Source organism: Trebonia kvetii (assembly GCF_007827045.1).
Lineage (GTDB): Bacteria > Actinomycetota > Actinomycetes > Streptosporangiales > Streptosporangiaceae > Trebonia > Trebonia kvetii.
Map to the genome: position 1 here is coordinate 347,986 of NZ_RPFW01000001.1, position 15,029 is coordinate 363,014.

15 protein-coding genes are annotated in these 15,029 nt (G+C 69.0%); 3 read left to right on the plus strand and 12 right to left on the minus strand.

Annotation, left to right across the window (positions count from 1 at the left end; genetic code table 11):
- The first annotated feature begins 66 nt into the window (after positions 1-66).
- Positions 67-1,704 (plus strand): S53 family peptidase, encoded by a 1,638-nt coding sequence (locus tag EAS64_RS01425; RefSeq protein WP_145850892.1) that lies wholly within the window; start codon positions 67-69, stop codon positions 1,702-1,704.
- A 249-nt stretch (positions 1,705-1,953) separates the two neighbouring features.
- Here EAS64_RS01425 and EAS64_RS01430 read toward each other — a convergent pair whose 3' ends face one another.
- From EAS64_RS01430 to EAS64_RS01440, 3 genes are all read right to left on the minus strand, one after another.
- Positions 1,954-3,162: an IS701 family transposase gene (locus EAS64_RS01430; RefSeq protein WP_246115575.1), complete on the minus strand. Its 1,209-nt coding sequence runs from the start codon at positions 3,160-3,162 to the stop codon at positions 1,954-1,956.
- A 158-nt stretch (positions 3,163-3,320) separates the two neighbouring features.
- A complete protein-coding gene (locus EAS64_RS01435; protein ID WP_145850893.1) occupies positions 3,321-3,524 on the minus strand; it encodes a DUF397 domain-containing protein in 204 nt (67 codons plus the stop codon).
- Positions 3,525-3,549: 25 nt separating this feature from the next.
- A complete protein-coding gene (locus tag EAS64_RS01440) occupies positions 3,550-4,521 on the minus strand; it encodes a helix-turn-helix domain-containing protein (RefSeq protein ID WP_145850894.1) in 972 nt (323 codons plus the stop codon).
- A gap of 590 nt (positions 4,522-5,111) precedes the next feature.
- On the opposite strand from EAS64_RS01440, the gene EAS64_RS01445 reads away from it, so the two are divergent.
- The gene (locus tag EAS64_RS01445; protein WP_222848917.1) at positions 5,112-5,624 is read left to right on the plus strand and encodes a hypothetical protein; all 513 of its coding nucleotides are present in this window, start codon (positions 5,112-5,114) and stop codon (positions 5,622-5,624) included.
- A gap of 51 nt (positions 5,625-5,675) precedes the next feature.
- Here EAS64_RS01445 and EAS64_RS01450 read toward each other — a convergent pair whose 3' ends face one another.
- The 7 genes from EAS64_RS01450 to EAS64_RS01480 form a co-directional block, all read right to left on the minus strand.
- Positions 5,676-6,668, minus strand: a complete 993-nt coding sequence (locus EAS64_RS01450; RefSeq protein WP_145850896.1) for a pirin family protein — start codon at positions 6,666-6,668, stop codon at positions 5,676-5,678.
- A 113-nt stretch (positions 6,669-6,781) separates the two neighbouring features.
- On the minus strand, positions 6,782-7,396 hold the full coding sequence (locus EAS64_RS01455) for an acyl-CoA-like ligand-binding transcription factor (RefSeq protein WP_145852248.1): 615 nt from the start codon (positions 7,394-7,396) through the stop codon (positions 6,782-6,784).
- Positions 7,397-7,422: 26 nt separating this feature from the next.
- Positions 7,423-7,986, minus strand: a complete 564-nt coding sequence (locus EAS64_RS01460) for an MFS transporter (RefSeq protein WP_145850897.1) — start codon at positions 7,984-7,986, stop codon at positions 7,423-7,425.
- 14 nt (positions 7,987-8,000) lie between these two features.
- A complete protein-coding gene (locus EAS64_RS01465; RefSeq protein ID WP_145850898.1) occupies positions 8,001-9,143 on the minus strand; it encodes an MFS transporter in 1,143 nt (380 codons plus the stop codon).
- A gap of 203 nt (positions 9,144-9,346) precedes the next feature.
- The gene (locus EAS64_RS01470) at positions 9,347-9,547 is read right to left on the minus strand and encodes a ferredoxin (protein ID WP_145850899.1); all 201 of its coding nucleotides are present in this window, start codon (positions 9,545-9,547) and stop codon (positions 9,347-9,349) included.
- A 5-nt stretch (positions 9,548-9,552) separates the two neighbouring features.
- Positions 9,553-10,872, minus strand: a complete 1,320-nt coding sequence (locus EAS64_RS01475) for an NADH-ubiquinone oxidoreductase-F iron-sulfur binding region domain-containing protein (protein WP_222848919.1) — start codon at positions 10,870-10,872, stop codon at positions 9,553-9,555.
- The gene (locus tag EAS64_RS01480) at positions 10,869-11,549 is read right to left on the minus strand and encodes a ferric reductase-like transmembrane domain-containing protein (RefSeq protein WP_222848920.1); all 681 of its coding nucleotides are present in this window, start codon (positions 11,547-11,549) and stop codon (positions 10,869-10,871) included. The genes EAS64_RS01475 and EAS64_RS01480 overlap by 4 nt, the downstream gene beginning before the upstream one ends.
- 402 nt (positions 11,550-11,951) lie before the next feature.
- Here EAS64_RS01480 and ggh point away from each other — a divergent pair, with 402 nt between their 5' ends.
- Positions 11,952-13,286 (plus strand): glucosylglycerate hydrolase, encoded by a 1,335-nt coding sequence (gene ggh, locus EAS64_RS01485; RefSeq protein ID WP_145850900.1) that lies wholly within the window; start codon positions 11,952-11,954, stop codon positions 13,284-13,286.
- Between the two features lie 32 nt (positions 13,287-13,318).
- On the opposite strand, the gene EAS64_RS01490 is transcribed toward ggh, so the two are convergent.
- Both EAS64_RS01490 and EAS64_RS01495 read right to left on the minus strand, forming a co-directional pair.
- Positions 13,319-14,362 (minus strand): FAD:protein FMN transferase, encoded by a 1,044-nt coding sequence (locus EAS64_RS01490; RefSeq protein WP_145850901.1) that lies wholly within the window; start codon positions 14,360-14,362, stop codon positions 13,319-13,321.
- A gap of 93 nt (positions 14,363-14,455) precedes the next feature.
- Complete coding sequence (locus tag EAS64_RS01495) at positions 14,456-15,010, minus strand: hypothetical protein (RefSeq protein WP_145850902.1); 555 nt, start codon at positions 15,008-15,010, stop codon at positions 14,456-14,458.
- Positions 15,011-15,029 lie beyond the last annotated feature (19 nt).

Genomic DNA, 15,029 nt, shown 5'->3' on the forward strand with positions numbered 1-15,029 from the left:
GTGCTGGCTCGGATACCGCGACACAATCTCCGGTAGACCCAAATGGAGTCACCGGGGAGGAATTCCATGCCAGATCCACTCGTACCGCTATCCGGAAGCGAGCGCTCCGAACTGCCTGGCGCACAGCCGGCGGCGGCACCGCTCGACGATAGCCAGGTCATCACGGTGACCGTGATGCTGCGACGCAAGGCCGCGGTCCCCGCGGCGCTCGTGCAGGGACCTGAAATCGTTAGCACGACCCAGCTCGGCGACCGATATGGCGCCGACACTGACGACGCACAGCTCGTCGCCGACGTCCTCGGCGGCTATGGGCTCACCGTGACCGAATTCCACCTCCCGTCGCGACGGCTCAAGGTGAGCGGGACGATCGCCGCGATGCAGTCGGCGTTCGGTACCACGCTGTCCGCGGTGAGCTCGCCGCACCCGGATGGCAGCGGCCACGTCCAGCACCGGTACCGGACCGGCTCGCTGTCGGTGCCCGCGCAGCTGTCCGGCATCATCACCGCGGTGGTCGGCCTCGACGACCGGCCGGCGGCCCGCCCGCAGTTCCGGCGCCCCCCGGCGTTCGGCAGCCGGGCAGAAGCGGAGGATGAAACAGGCGCCGCCGACCCCGCCGTCAAGGCTGGCCCGCTGACCGCGCCGCAGGTCGCCAGCTTCTACCAGTTCCCGGCCGGCACCGACGGCTCCGGCCAGACGGTCGCGATCATCGAGCTCGGCGGCGGCTTCACCCAGTCCGACCTGTCCACCTACTTCTCCGGTCTCGGCCTCGCGGTCCCCTCGGTGACCGCGGTGGGGGTCGACGGATCGGCCAACACCCCCGGCCAGGACGCCGACGGCGAGGTCGAGCTCGACATCCAGGTCGTCGGCGGTGTCGCGCCCGGCGCGGCGCAGGTGGTGTACTTCGGCCCCAACACCGACCAGGGCTTCATCGACGCGATCTCCGACGCCGTGCACGGCGCGCCGACCCCGATCGCGGTCTCCATCAGCTGGGGGATGTCCGAGGACCAGTGGTCACAGCAGTCCCGCGCCGCGATGGACTCCATCTTCGCCGACGCCGCCGCGCTCGGCGTGACCGTCACGGTCGCGGCGGGCGACAACGGCGCGAGCGACGACCCGGGCGGGCAGAATTCGGTGCACTGCGACTTCCCGGCCTCCTCACCGAACGCGCTCGCCTGCGGCGGGACGAAGCTAGTCGGCAACACCACGTCGTACGCTATCTCGTCCGAGGTGGTGTGGAACGAGCTGTCGAGCAACGAGGGCGCGGGCGGCGGCGGGGTGTCCGACACGTTCCCGCTGCCCGCCTACCAGCAGTCGGCCGGGGTGCCCGCGTCGGCCAACGGCGGCGGCAGCGGGCGCGGCGTGCCTGACGTCGCGGGCAACGCCGATCCGGTGACCGGCTACCTGGTCGTGGTGGACGGCAGGCAGCAGCCGATCGGCGGCACATCGGCGGTCGCGCCGCTGTGGGCCGGTCTTATCGCGCGGCTCGCCCAGGCGTCGGGCAAGCGGTTCGGCCTGTTCCAGCCGCTGCTTTACAGCGGCGTCACGGCCGGGGTGGCCGCGCTAGGTTTCAACGACGTCGTCTCCGGCAGCAACGGCGCCTACCACGCCGGACCCGGCTGGGACGCGTGCACCGGCCTCGGCTCACCCGACGGAACCGCGCTGCTCGCCCGGCTCAGCAGCACCACGCCGAGCACTGCTAGCTAGTACTACAACAGCGCCTCGTGATCTCTGATTCGGCGGGCGTAATGCGATTTGCGGGCGGCGGCCTGACGGCGGCGTCTCCAGTCTGACCAGTGCTCGTGGAATGCCGCAGGGCGGGCGACGCGGGTTTGGAGGTTGAACAGGCGGCGGGCCTCGGCGGCGGTGAGCGGGATCAGGTCACGCCCGGTTTCGTCTGTTATGAAGGCTGGCGGGCTGTATGTCCTTGGCGGGGCGAAAAGTTGTCCACAGCGGTCAGGTCCCCTTTTCAGTACCCTCGCCGTCAGTGTTTCCGCTGGCAGGGACGGGTTCCTGCGGCTGCGGGAGTGCTGGGGCGGGGCGGGCGCCGTGCGCGGCGACGGCGAGGAACGCGTGCGCGAGCATGGACAGGGTGATGTGCCGGTACCAGGCGCGGTAGCGGCGGACCTGGTAGTGATCCAGGCCGGCCTCCCCCTTGGCTTCGGCGAAGCAGTCCTCCACTCCCCACCGCGCGCCCGCTACCGCGGCGAGCTCGGCGAGCGTGACCGGCCGCGGCGAGTAGCAGCGGTAGAAGGCCAGCTCAAGGTTGCCTTTCTCGCCGGGTTGCAGGGACCGGCGGGCCAGCAGCCAGTGATCGTCACTGCCGGCCGCGACCAGCGCCCAGTCGTAAAGCCGCGGCCCCTTGGACCCGTCGGCGCAGCTCAGCCGCTGCCATGCGCCCGCCGGGACCAGCCCCGCCAGCTCATCGGCGCGCTTCGCGCCCGCCTTCGTCTCGATCATGGCGTTGCACGCAACCGCGAGCACGTACGGGATCTTCTCTGCCTCCAGCCATTCCCGCAGGCCCGGGTTGCCGCCGTATGCCTCGTCACCCGCCACCCACTTAAACGGGACGCCCGCCTGCACCGCGCGCCCGATCATGGCCTCCGCCAGCTTCGGCTTCGTCGCGAAGGTGACGTCGCCGCCGATCCCGGCCGCCGCGCACCGCTCCCGGTCCTCTGCCCATTTCCTCGGGATGTACAGCTCGCGGTCGATCAGCGCCCGCGCCCCGTCCGGCGCGCAGTACGCGAGGAACACGCCGACCTGGCAGTTCTCCACCCGGCCCGCCGTCCCGGTATATTGCCTGGCCACGCCGGCGGACATCCGGCCTTTCTTAAGGAATCCCGTCTCGTCGACCGCCAGGACCGCGCCCGGATCCCCGACAGCCCTCATCACGTAGCGCGCGATGGCGTCCCGGCAGGCGTCCTCGTCCCACGGCGAGAAGTTCAGCAGCCGCTGCAGCCCGTCCGGCGACGGCTCCCCGGCGAACTCCGCCAGCTGCCAGGAGTTCTTCCGCTCCGTCTGCGACAGCAGGCCCAGCACGTACGCCCGCCCGCGCCTGCGCACATGCGCATTCGAGAAAACACCAGCAACCTGCGCGAACAGCTCGTTAAACGACTCCGACCACGCGGCATGCGCATCTGCGGCACCTGCCCGCGAGCCCTCCATGACACCAAGCATGCAGCAATCCTGGCCATCGGAAAGCCTCAAGTCACGCAGCCGCACCGAACGACATCACAGATCTCTGTTGTAGTACTAGTCAGGCGCGCGGGGCGCAGCGGAAACCGCTGCGCCCCGCGCGCTACCGCAGGCTTGCTATCTCGTGTCTACGATCTGTTATCCATACTTCTCAGAAACTCCCGCCAGGCCTCGGCGGTGAAAACCATTGTCGGGCCTTCCCGGTCTTTGGAGTCCCTTACAGCAACGGTCTCTCTGGCCGCAGCTACCTCGACACACTCACCAGTAACAGAGAAACGGCTCTTCCGCCACGAGAAGTAAGAAAGGGCTGCAGTGCGGCTCGGTCCCGGCATCAAGTTCTCCCCGTTCCAAGGAAAGTTACTTTGCTACTGAAACTTTCCCTCGTTTGGAGTGTAAACCGGCGGCCCGTGCACTGCCTATACGATTTAAGCTATTCTGCTCGAGATTGCGCGCGATCTGCTCGATGAGCTCCAGCGACTCTTTCGGCGGCAGAGCGACGTGAAGCAACCGAGCGAAGCCATCCTGGTACTTGGCGACTTCATCGGTCGGGTTTTCGAACTTGGGCACGTTGGGGCCGCCCAGCTGATCCCTGTTCTCCGCGATGAGCAGGTCGCCTCGGCGAGCGCTCTCCAGATAAAGGACGTCTTCCAGTTCTCCTTCGAAGCCGAGGAGGACAAATGGTCCCTGCATGCCAAAGTGCATACCGTGACTGAAGGGGATTATGTGAATAGTGACACTGGGCTTTTCTCCGACCCGGAGCAGGTGGCGCAACTGCTCAGGCATTGAGCTACCAGGCGGGCGTTGAATGACGGATTCATCCAGAATGTAAATCTGCTCCGGACCGCGCTGGGCGACACGCCTCTGACGTTCTTCACGCAGCTTAATCCCTCGCGTGATGGCATCTGCCGGAACGCCCCAGCCCTCTAGAGTTTGCAGGGTGTATTGGGGTGTCTGGAGTAGCCCGGGGATCACGTTCGGCTGCGACATCCGTATTGAAGAGGAACCGTCTTCATAACCGACGTAGGCCTCAAAGCCTTTGTCGCTGCCGAAGTCGAAGTCCTCCCACCATCCCGGGGTTCGCGCTTCCCGTGCCCGCTGGTTGAATTCCGCGAACCGGCTCTCGTCAACGCCGTAGTGACGCAACAGCGCCTCGAGGTCCGCCTTCCTCACGGGCGAACTGCTGTTCTCGATTCGAGAGAACTTTGCTACTGACCACTCGCAAGCAGTAGCAACGGCCTCTTGCGTCTCCCCGCTGGCGAGTCGTAGCTTCTTCAACTCAGATGACAGGAGCGCCCGCGCAACGGCTGGCCCGTAACTCCTTGAATTCATGCCCCTTCTCTCTCTCCTGGATCAGGGCGTACGTGTCCGCGTCCACCCACGGAGTCTATCACGCTGCTGTGTGTCACGCTGCTGCCTCTAGGGCTGTTCGCCGTCAAGCCGATGCCTATCCGTTTGATGGGCATCAACTTGGATGGCAACGGGTTGCGTGGTCCCGAAACTCTGGGGGTACGATAGGAGGGTAACGAGAGGTCCATCACGGATGGAGGGGCGCCACTCGGGCGCCGCAGCCGGCTGTAGGCCCAGTTGAACGGCCTAACCACCCGAAACAGCTCAGATCACCCCGCCGGGGAACGACCGCGAGACGACGCGGCTCACCCAGAACCGGCGACACAAGATGAAACGACTCCGGCCTGTCCTGGACTCCGAGGCTCGACCTGTTGCCTCAGGTCGCGGAGGTCCAGGGCAGGCCGGAACCCCTATCAAGCAGGAGGCACTAGTGTCTGCCCCCACGGACATTGTTACTCAGGCGCGGGTGCCTGACTACGCCAATGGGCACGGCGTAGTCATTTCGATACAGGAACCCAACCACCGAGCGCCAGGGCCAATTTTCAGCAGCCCAAATGAAACCGGCTGACGCCATGGACTGGCTGCAAGAATCCGCATCGGTCATCAGCCGGTTCGCCATCATGCATGGGCCTGTCGTGGCAGTGGCCGCAGGTATCACGATCGCTCTAATCGTGGCCCTTCGAAAGCTCTTCGAGAACCTGCCGCCGATCGTTGAGTCTATCTACAAGCGCCGCGAAGACATCCTTCGATCGAAGCAGCAGATACAAGCGGCCAAGGCTGAAGGCAAGGTCAACAGGATCCGCGCCATCGCCGACCGGAAGGCCTCGAAAATACGCTTGAGGCAGCAGGCAGGCGTGCTGGGCAGAACAGATGTCCAGAGTGTGGATGACGCCGTGAAGCTTATCAAGGCGATCCACACAGATCCTGACCAGCCGGAAAACCGCCGCTTGCCGAATAACGTCCTCGGCCGGGTCTACACCGACAGCACTGGAAATGGCACCACTAAGGAGAACGGCGCCAGCCCAACCCCGGGCAGCGGCCCAACAGCCAATGTTCGTCGCCTTCGGAAGCCCGGTCCTTCGTAGCCGACCGACTGCGACGCGGGCACCACGGATTACCGTCGTGCCCGCGCCGCCTCAGAGAACGTCGTGGCCTGGGTGGTCAGTGGGGATGGGTGCGGCGGCCTGGGCCGGAATGGTGCCCAGACGGCCCGCCTGGAAGTCCTCGAAGGCCTGCTGCAGCTCGGCGCGGGTGTTCATCACGAACGGGCCGTAGGTGGCGACGGGCTCGCGGATGGGCTCGCCGCCGAGCAGCAGGATGTCCAGGGCCGGGCTCGGGCCGTCCATGTGCCGGTCGGCGCCGAACGTGATCGACTCGCCGAAGCCGAACACCGCGAGCTGGCCGGTGTGGATCGGACGGCGGTCGGCGCCGACCGTTCCGGCGCCCGCGAGCACATAGCCGAGCGCGTTGAAGTCGGCGCGCCACGGCAGGCGGACCTGGGCACCCGGCGAGACCGTCGCGTGCACCAGGGAGATCGGGGTGTGCGTGACGCCCGGCCCGGCGTGGCCGTTAAGCTCGCCGGCGATGACCCGCAGCAGCGCGCCGCCGTCCGGCGAGGTGAGCAGGGCGACCTGGCCGGCGCGGATGTCCTGGTAGCGCGGCTGGGTCATCTTGAGCCGTGCGGGCAGGTTGACCCAGAGCTGGAAGCCGTGGAACAGGCCGCCGCTCATCACCAGCTCCTCGGGCGGCGCCTCGATGTGCAGGATGCCGCCGCCCGCGGTCATCCACTGGGTGTCGCCGTTGGTGATCAGGCCGCCGCCGCCGTTGGAGTCCTGGTGGCGGAACACGCCGTCGAGCAGGTAGGTGACGGTCTCGAAGCCGCGGTGCGGATGCCACGGCGTGCCCTTCGGCTCGCCCGGCGCGTACTCGACCTCGCCCATCTGGTCCATGTGGATGAACGGGTCAAGGTCGTTAAGGCTGACGCCCGCGAAGGCCCGGCGGACGGGGAATCCCTCGCCCTCGAAGCCGGATGGCGCGGTGGTTATCTTGACGACCGGGCGGTCCCCCTCGGGCGCGGGCTCGGCGACCCGGGGCAGGACCAGGAGATTGTCGACGGTTACTGCTGGCATGAGAAATGCCTCCCTCAGTAAGTCAGACCAGGTGCGATACCCGCCTCCTGGCAGCCTACTTCGGTAACACTATTTGAATCTTCAACATTCCGTGGGGCTAGAGAGGGTGGAGGCTAGAGAGGTAGGCCCTGTTCGAGCAGGGCAAGGGCCTCATCGATGGCGGAGACGGAATGCGGGCCAAGGTAGGCGGTCGTGGCGCTCCCATCGGCCGCGAAGTGCTCGGGCAGGAAGACCGCCATCATCACGCCGACGACCGCGCCCGCCAGCACGCGGATGCTGAAGTCGTCCGCCTGGCGGCCGGTGTAGCCGGCCAGGACCTCGGTGAGCACGTTGATCGTCCTGGCGAACTCGTTCACCGTCCGCGCACGGATCTCCGGGACGTGCATGGACAGCTCGGCGCCCTGCCTGATCTGCTCCCATTCTTCTGGGGTGAACGAATCCCACGCCTCCCGGACGGCGGCGCGGATCGCGGCGATCGGGCTCAGGTTCTTTGGCTGATTGGCGAAGGCCTCGATGATCCTGGTGTCCATGTCGTCCTGGAGAACCAGGTCTTCCTTGGTCGGGAAGTACCGGAAGAAGGTGGATGGTGACACTTCCGCCGCGGCCGCGATCTGCTCCACGGTGGTCTTCTCGTAGCCCTGCTCGCGGAACAGCCGGAGCGCGTGCTCCCGCAGGGAGGCACGCGTCCTGGCCTTCTTCCGTTCCCGCAGGCCTGCCTGCGCCATCATGTCCGTCACAGTCTTGATTCTGCCCCTTATACGACCGGGATCGAACTGGCTTCGCCGCCGGTCTCCGCCGCGTCGTTCCGTGTGGCCTCCTCGGCCGCAACGCGGCGGCCGAGCACCAGCACTGCGAGGATCGCGCAGCCGAGTGCGATGCCGCCGCACGTCCACAGCATGAGGTCCATGCCGTGCACGAATGCGGTGCGTACCGTGTCGAGCAGCTCGGTGGAGCCGAGCTTGTTCGCCACGCCCACGCCCGCGCCGACGCTTGACTTGACAGCCGCCGCGGCCTGCCCGGGCAGCCCGGCCGCCGCGCCGGCCACGCCGCTGGCGTAGCTGGTACTGATCACGGTGCCGAGCACCGCGACGCCGACCGTGGAGCCGACCTGGCGCATCGCCGTGAGCAGCGCCGACCCGGCACCGCTGCGCTCGGCGGACAGCGCGTCAAGCGCCACGCTCATCGCGGTCGGCATGACGAGGCCGAGGCCGAGGCCCGCCAGGGCGACCCAGGCGACCACGTAGCCGGTCGAGCTGCCGAGCCCGGTCAGCGCGCCGAGCCCCATCGCGGCGGCCATGATCAGGTACCCGGTCGTCACCAGCGCCCGCGGCCCTACCGCGCGCTGGCGAGCATCCCCTGGAGCGTGCTGCCGTCCCTGCGCGGGCGCCCGGTGGGACCCGTCGCGGGTCCGCCAGCGGTAGAGCGCCGCGGCGTGCCCAGGCGCGTGCCGCCCACCATGCCGATCAGCATGCCGCCGACCAGCGGGAGCAGCCGCAGGCCGCTGCCGAGCGCGTTCGCGCCGCGCACGTCCTGGAAGTACTGGGGCAGCGCGAAGAACAGGCCGAACATCGCGAACGAGATCAGCGTGGCGAGGATCGTGCCGGACCGGAAGCTGGCCGACTTGAACAGCCGCAGGTCGGCGAGCGGCTGCCCGCCGCGGCGGGTGACCAGGCCCTCCACCAGGGGCAGCGCCACGGCGAGCGCGAGCACTCCGGCCGCGATCAGCCCGACGGCGAGCCCGTCCGACCAGCCGTCCTGGCCGGCCTTGATGAAGCCGTAGGTGAGCGCGACGAGGCCGGCGCTCGAGACGGCCAGGCCCGCCAGGTCGATGCGCGGCCGCACTGCGGAGCGCGACTCGGGCAGCAGGGTCACCACGGCGATCAGGGCGAGCACCACGACCGGGACGTTGATCAGGAAGACCGAGCCCCACCAGAAGTGGTCGAGCAGGTAGCCGCCGACGATCGGGCCGATCGGGAAGCTGAGCATGCTGGCACCGCCGATGGCAGCGACCGCACGCTGCCTGTCCGCACCCTCGAACAGCACGGGCAGCACGGAAAGGGCCAGCGGGAAAATGGCCGCCGCGCCGATGCCGAGCACCGCGCGGGCAGCGATCAGCGCGCCGGTCGACGTGGCGTAGGCACAGGCCAGGGAGGCGGCACCGAACAGCACAAGCGCGATGACCAGGATCCGCTTGCGGCCGTAGCGGTCGCCGAGCAGTCCGGCAGGCAGGATGAGGGCCGCCAGCACCAGGCTGTAGGAGTCGACGATCCACTGCAGGTCGCCGGTGGAGGCGTGCAGGCTGACGGCCATGGACGGCAGTGCCAGGTTGAGCACGGTGAGGTCGAGTCCGACAACGAGCACGCTGGCGGCGATCGCCAGCAGCGCCCACCAGCGGCGAGCAGAATGCGTCACGTCGCCTGGGGCCGACTGCATGCGGGCGGGGTTCGCCCGGTTGCGGGAGAGCTTGGCATTCATAGCAGCTACCACCTTCAGGAAGTCTCTCTCAAGTGAGAGTCACTGTCAAAATAGTGTCACTGCCTTTTGGATGTGTCAACCATGCTGGTCAGGCGCACACCAGCGGCGTCGCCCGTAGAAAAGGCCGCCAACGCCGAACGGGTTCATGCTTCGCGTCGAGGCGAAGCATGAACCCGTTCGGGATGGTGGGTATGGTCTAGGCGCTAGGCCTTCTGGAGGCGGAGCGCCAGGGTGGGGCAGGCGGAGACGGCGGCGCGGGCGTGACGCTCGAGGCCGGGCGGCAGCGGGCGGGGATCGACGATCGGGTAGCCCCACTCGTCGAGCTCGATCGCCTCGGGCAGCAGCTCGGCGCAGGCACCGTGGCCCTCGCAGTCGATGGGATTGACCAGGAGTTTTTCTGCCATAGGGGTCAGATCCAGTCTTCTTCCGTGCGGGCGGTCGCCTGCGGGACGGGGAGGAACGGCTCGGTTGAGGCCGCGGAGCAGCGGCCGCGCTTGTGGAAGTCGAGCTCGGCGGCGAACGTGCGCAGCGCGCTGCGCACGAACCGCGCGGTGCCGTCGGGGTGATGGCAGGCGCCGCGGCCGGTCACCAGGCCTGCCCAGCGCTCGACGTCCGCGAGCGTCTGCGGCCTGGCGCGGCCGCCCGCGATCTCGGCGAGCGCGGCGGCCATCCGGGGCAGGCCGTTCAGGCACGGGCCGCACTGGCCCGCCGACTCCAGGGCCAGGTAGCGGACCACGCGGGCCGTCTCGACAAGGCCGCAGCGGCCGGCCGGCAGCGTGATCACGATGCCGGCGCCGACCCGGGACTGCGCCGTGGCCAGCGAACGGTTGTCCAGCGTCAGGATCCTGGCCTGCGCGCCGGTGAGCCAGGTGCCGTGGAAGCCGCCAAGCAGCACCGCCGCGTCGGGCGCCAGGTCACCGGTGAGCTCGCGCAGCGGTATGCCGAGCGGGACCTCGGTGATCCGCGGCTTGCCGTCGGCCCGCCTGACTGTCGTGAGCATGGAGCCGGGCTCGGCCTGGGTGCCGACCGAGCGGAACCAGCGCGGTCCCCTGCGGGCGATCAGCGCCAGGTGCGCGAGCGTCTCCACGTTCTGTACCAGCGTCGGCGCGCCGTTCAGGCCGCGCTCGGTGATCCGCGGCGGCACGAACGCCGGGATCGCCGGGCCGCCGGACAGGTGGCTGACCATGGCGGTCTCCTGGCCGGACAGGAACCGTGCGGGCGCCTCGGCGAGCGTGACGGCGACCCGGTCCACGCCGGCGGCCTGCCGCGCCTGGAGTGCCTCGTTAAGGCGGCTGCCGACGTCGCGCGCCCGGCTGGCGTGCGTGTAAACGATGGCGGTGTCCGCGCCGACCGCTTCCGCGGCTAGCTGCAGGCCGTCGAGCACCAGGTGCGGCGACAGCCACAGCAGCGTGGCGTCCTTGTCGCTCGCCGGCTCGGACTCGGCGCCGTTGGCGATCACCACCGGGGCGCGGCGGCGCTGGCGGGCCGCGTCGGACACGGCCTGGAGCTTGCGGTGCACGGGGAACGCGGCACCGCCGCGCCCAGTCAGGCCCGCGACCTCGATGTCCCTGATCAGGACGCCTTGCTGGTCGCGGTACGGCAGCCGGCCGTGCCTGTTGGCGTGCGCGTACCAGTCGTGGCTCCGCCTGCCGCCCGGCGCGTCGGGCGGGGGCAGGAGGCGGGGCAGCTCGGTCACGGCGTTCGGCGCGCTTTCTGTCATGGCGGTCATCGGCTGAGCGTCCTTTCGGGGCCGGGAACCTCGTCCCGCCTGGCACGGCTGTCTGCCTGGGCTTCGCGCTTGCCTGGCGTGGGCGCGCGGCGGTGGACCGCGTTCATCAGCAGGCCGACCCGCTCGGCGCGCGGCACGTCCTTGCCCGCGGCGGCCACGCGCCACCCAATGGCGGCGATCACCGCGACCGTGCAGGCCATCGCCAGCACGAACAGCAGGCCGTGGCGCAGGTCGCCGCTCGCGAAGACCGAGTGGAACCAGGCGACCGGCCAGCTCACGTAGGCGAGCAGATGGACGGCGCGCCACACTCGGCGCGACAGGTGCCTGCGCAGCAGGCTCGTCACGATGACGGCGAGCATCAGGTCGAAGCCCACCGCACCGAGGCCGAGCCACAGCCGCTCGTATGGCGACGCGAGCGGCACCACGGCGGAGATGATCGGGATGTGCACGTATCCGTCGACGACGGCGGTGATGACGTGGACCGCCACGAAGGCCACGGCGAGCAACGACAGGTTCCTGTGCAGTCCGGTCACCGCGAACCGCGGCAGCCCGGGCAGTCTCCCCTGCCTGGTGACGAGGAGGCCGAGCAGGAGGACCGCGGTCAGCAGCAGCAGCGAGACCACGCCGGTGGCGCGGCTCGTGTACCAGAGCGCGGTCGAGGAGTTGATTCCAGTCACGATGACCAGGATGCGTGGTGAAGCCCAGCGTCGGATACGAAGCGCCTATGAGCCTCCTCTGAGGCAACTGTCCGGCCTCTGTATCACCGCTGATCGACTTTGGTCGCTATTCGTGTCCATTCGATTACTATTGGTTGCTGTTCCTTGCCGGTTTTCTTTGCTGGCCGGGGTTTTGGGTGCGGCCTTGGTTAACGGACCGTAACGGCTGCTATCCCCCGGCTTCATCAATGGTGTGCCTTGTGAGGCGCCTCGTCCATGGCGCGGGTAGTCACCGTGCAGGTAACTTCGCCTGAAGCGACGCGCACGTCGAGACCCGGCGTTAGCAACGCGTTAGCAACGGAAGATCTTTGTTGCCCAGGTAGTTAACATGATCGACACATTTGGAAACCTGATTGTTACGAGATGACTGGGTCACTATCTATCGCCGCCCGGGCGGCATACATCTTGCGGGACAACAGCACCGGCCTGATCACTAAGGCGGCCCCCGCCCTCTACCCCCACCAATGGAGCTGGGACGCGGCGTTCAACGCGATCGGCCTGGCCGCCGTGGATCTTCCCCGAGCCCGTCTTGAACTTGACTCCCTGTTTTCCGGCCAGTGGCGCAACGGGCTGCTGCCGCACATTGTGTTCGACCCCGCCGCGGACGGGTACTGGCCGGGACCCGCGCAGTGGGAGTGCGCCACGCTAAGCGAGGAGGCGCCGTCCGCGCCCGCCACCAGCGGGATCATCGACCCGCCGGTGCACGCGATCGCGGTCGACCGGATCCTGGCGGTCGCCAGGGCGGCGGGCGGCCCCGAGGCGGAGCGCACCGAAGCATGGGCCGCGCACCTGTACCCGAAGCTGCTCGCCTGGCATCGGTTCCTCGCCCGTGACCGGGCGGACAAGCAGACCGGGCTGATCACCTTGTTCCACGGCTGGGAGTCGGGCACCGACAACTCGCCCCGCTGGGACGCGCCGTACGCGGCGGTGGAGGTCGGCCCGTCGCTTCCTTCCTATGTAAGGAAGGACAAGGCGCACGTGGCGAACGCCGGACAGCGGCCGACCGACCGCGAGTACGACCGCTACCTGTGGCTTGTCGAGGAGGCCAAGCGGGCCTCCTACGATGCCGGGCTGCTGCGCCAGACCGGGTCCTTCCAGGTGGGCGACGTGCTGTTCACGGCGATCTTCGCCCGCGCCTGCGATCTGCTTGCGAAGCTGGCGGTTCACCTGCGCAAGGCGAACGACGCCGCCGAGCTCAAGGATTTCGCGGCCGAGGCACGGGCGGCGGTTTTCTGTCATGTCGATGAGGCGTCGGGCCTGGCCGCCGACGTTGACCTGCGCACCGAGACCTGGCTACGGACGGAGACGATCGCCGGCTTCGCGCCGCTGATCGCCGGCGGTATGCCGCTCGAGCTGCGCAGGCGGCAAGTGGACATGCTGCTCGGCCAGCGCTGGGCCGGGCACCCGTCGTTCAAGTACGCCCTGCCGCCGTCGACCTCGCCGTGCTCGTCGGCGTACAACCCGGCGTGCTACTGGCGCGGGCCGGTGTGGCCGGTCTTCACCTGGCTGCTGACCTGGGCGCTGTCCAGGTCCAGCGAGCCGGGCGCCGCGTCGGCACTGCGCGAGGCATCGCTCGCCCAGCTCGCCGACGAGACGTTCGCCGAGTATTACCACCCGGTGACCGGCGAGCCGCTCGGCTCGCTGCACCAGTCCTGGACCGCCGCCGCCGCCCTCGACTGGCTTTTCGACGAGGCCTAGCGCGCCGTCCACCGTCTGGTCGCCGGTGGCGGTCAGGCGGGGTCTGCTGGCCAGCCGGCGAGGGTATGGACGGTGCCGTCCTGGGCTACTAGGCGGGACGGGAGCTTGAGGCCGCTCAGCCACGGGAGTGCCTGACGGCCCCTGATGATCGCGGCGGTCGCCGCGGTGTTCGCATCGGCGCAGGTGGCGGCGGCCACCGAGACGGTACGCCAGACCGGCGCGGCAGGGCGACCGGTGCGCGGGTCGAGGATGTGGTGCAGGATGTCGCCGCCGCGCCGCCAGCGCCGCGCGGCCGTTGACGACGTGGCCAGGCCGCCGTCGCGGATCGTCACCACCTGGCTAGGCCCGCCTGGCGGCTCGTCGGGCAGCGCCGTCCTGTCCTGCACCCTGATCCGCCAGCCGCCCTCGGGCGGCTCCCCCGCGACGGCGGTGTCACCGCCCAGGCTGACAAGCACGCCGCAGCCGAGCCGCTCCGCGATCCTCGCAGCCGACCGATCGGCCGCCCACCCCTTCACAGTCGCCCCCAGATCGAGCTGAACCCCGGCCGGCACGGTGAGCCGCATTCGGGCCAGGTCCACCCGGACCGCCCGCCAGCCTGGGATGACCCGCACCCCGAGCCGGCCGCGCAGCGGGGTCACCGTCGCGTCGGCCACCGCGAGCCCGTCACCGCCAGGCCCCCCCGCGCCAAGCTCGGCGAAGTCCCTGTCATACCCGAGCGCAGCGAGCGCACCGCCCACTGTCGGATCCACGTCGCCGTCGGTCAGCTGCGCCGCCCGCAGCGACACCGCCACGGCCTCCGCGAGCAGCGGGCTCACAGAAACGGTGACCTCCCGCGCGGCGCCCCGAGCCGCAGTCCCCACCGCGACAAGCTCGGAATCAGACCGGAACCGAGAGCAAGCCAGGTCAAGCGCCAGCAAGTCGGCCTCAAGCAATTCCCGCGCCGCAGCAACCACGCCTGGATCGGTTACCACGAGCTGGACAAGAAACCCCAAAGCCGTCCAGGCAGAGAACCCGAGCGAGCCGTCGCCCGCCGATGGGACCTCAACCTCAGGCTCCGACAGTTCACCTCTGAGCATGCCTACCACCTCCCAGGAGCGGGGAACCGGGGAGATTTTCCGCCGGCCTTGCGAAGGAGCGCGGGCGGAAATCTTCCCCGAGCGCCCGGTCAGTCACGACCCGCCCGAGGTAGAGCCGCCACCGCCACCGCCGAATTGCGGCGGATTGCCCGGCGCCTGGAAGCCCCCCTGGTCGCCCGTCGAGCTGCTGTTGGAGTCACCCGACGAGCCATCGGAGGAGCCCGTCCCTGACGAACCGGACGAGCCGGACGAGCTGGACGAGCCGGCACCGGAAGACGATGAGCCGCTCCCGGTCGTCGATGAGCCGTTTCCCGATTGGGTCACCGCCGCGTGGCTAGATCCCGGCAGCATCGCCGCTACAACGCCGACCGCTACCACGCTGGCAGCCGTCAGGGTCACAGTGGTCGCGTTCAGCCGACGCCGGCCCTGCTCCCGCTCGGCGACTGCGTGTGCGACCTGACGCGCCGCGGCGCGATCTGACGTGCCACGGTGGCCCGACCACGGGTTCTCCGGCGCCAGCCTGCCGCCGTCCGGCCCTGTGGCGTCCGGCGCTGTGGCGTCCGGCGCGGGCCGGGCGGCGCGCTGAGCCTTCGCTTCCGGAGCACTGGAAGCTCGCTGCCCGGCGGCGTTCGTGTCACGGCTGTTCACGTATGACAGTCTGACACTG

Bases quoted from the DNA above. Each gene is read 5' to 3' on its own strand.
- EAS64_RS01490 (WP_145850901.1), bottom strand. From the start codon at position 14,362: ATGCTCAGAGGTGAACTGTCGGAGCCTGAGGTTGAGGTCCCATCGGCG.
- EAS64_RS01475 (WP_222848919.1), bottom strand. From the start codon at position 10,872: ATGACCGCCATGACAGAAAGCGCGCCGAACGCCGTGACCGAGCTGCCC.
- EAS64_RS01465 (WP_145850898.1), bottom strand. From the start codon at position 9,143: ATGAATGCCAAGCTCTCCCGCAACCGGGCGAACCCCGCCCGCATGCAG.
- EAS64_RS01425 (WP_145850892.1), top strand. From the start codon at position 67: ATGCCAGATCCACTCGTACCGCTATCCGGAAGCGAGCGCTCCGAACTG.
- EAS64_RS01445 (WP_222848917.1), top strand. From the start codon at position 5,112: ATGGACTGGCTGCAAGAATCCGCATCGGTCATCAGCCGGTTCGCCATC.
- EAS64_RS01430 (WP_246115575.1), bottom strand. From the start codon at position 3,162: ATGGAGGGCTCGCGGGCAGGTGCCGCAGATGCGCATGCCGCGTGGTCG.
- EAS64_RS01470 (WP_145850899.1), bottom strand. From the start codon at position 9,547: ATGGCAGAAAAACTCCTGGTCAATCCCATCGACTGCGAGGGCCACGGT.
- EAS64_RS01435 (WP_145850893.1), bottom strand. From the start codon at position 3,524: ATGCCGGGACCGAGCCGCACTGCAGCCCTTTCTTACTTCTCGTGGCGG.
- ggh (WP_145850900.1), top strand. From the start codon at position 11,952: ATGACTGGGTCACTATCTATCGCCGCCCGGGCGGCATACATCTTGCGG.
- EAS64_RS01440 (WP_145850894.1), bottom strand. From the start codon at position 4,521: ATGAATTCAAGGAGTTACGGGCCAGCCGTTGCGCGGGCGCTCCTGTCA.
- EAS64_RS01455 (WP_145852248.1), bottom strand. From the start codon at position 7,396: ATGATGGCGCAGGCAGGCCTGCGGGAACGGAAGAAGGCCAGGACGCGT.
- EAS64_RS01450 (WP_145850896.1), bottom strand. From the start codon at position 6,668: ATGCCAGCAGTAACCGTCGACAATCTCCTGGTCCTGCCCCGGGTCGCC.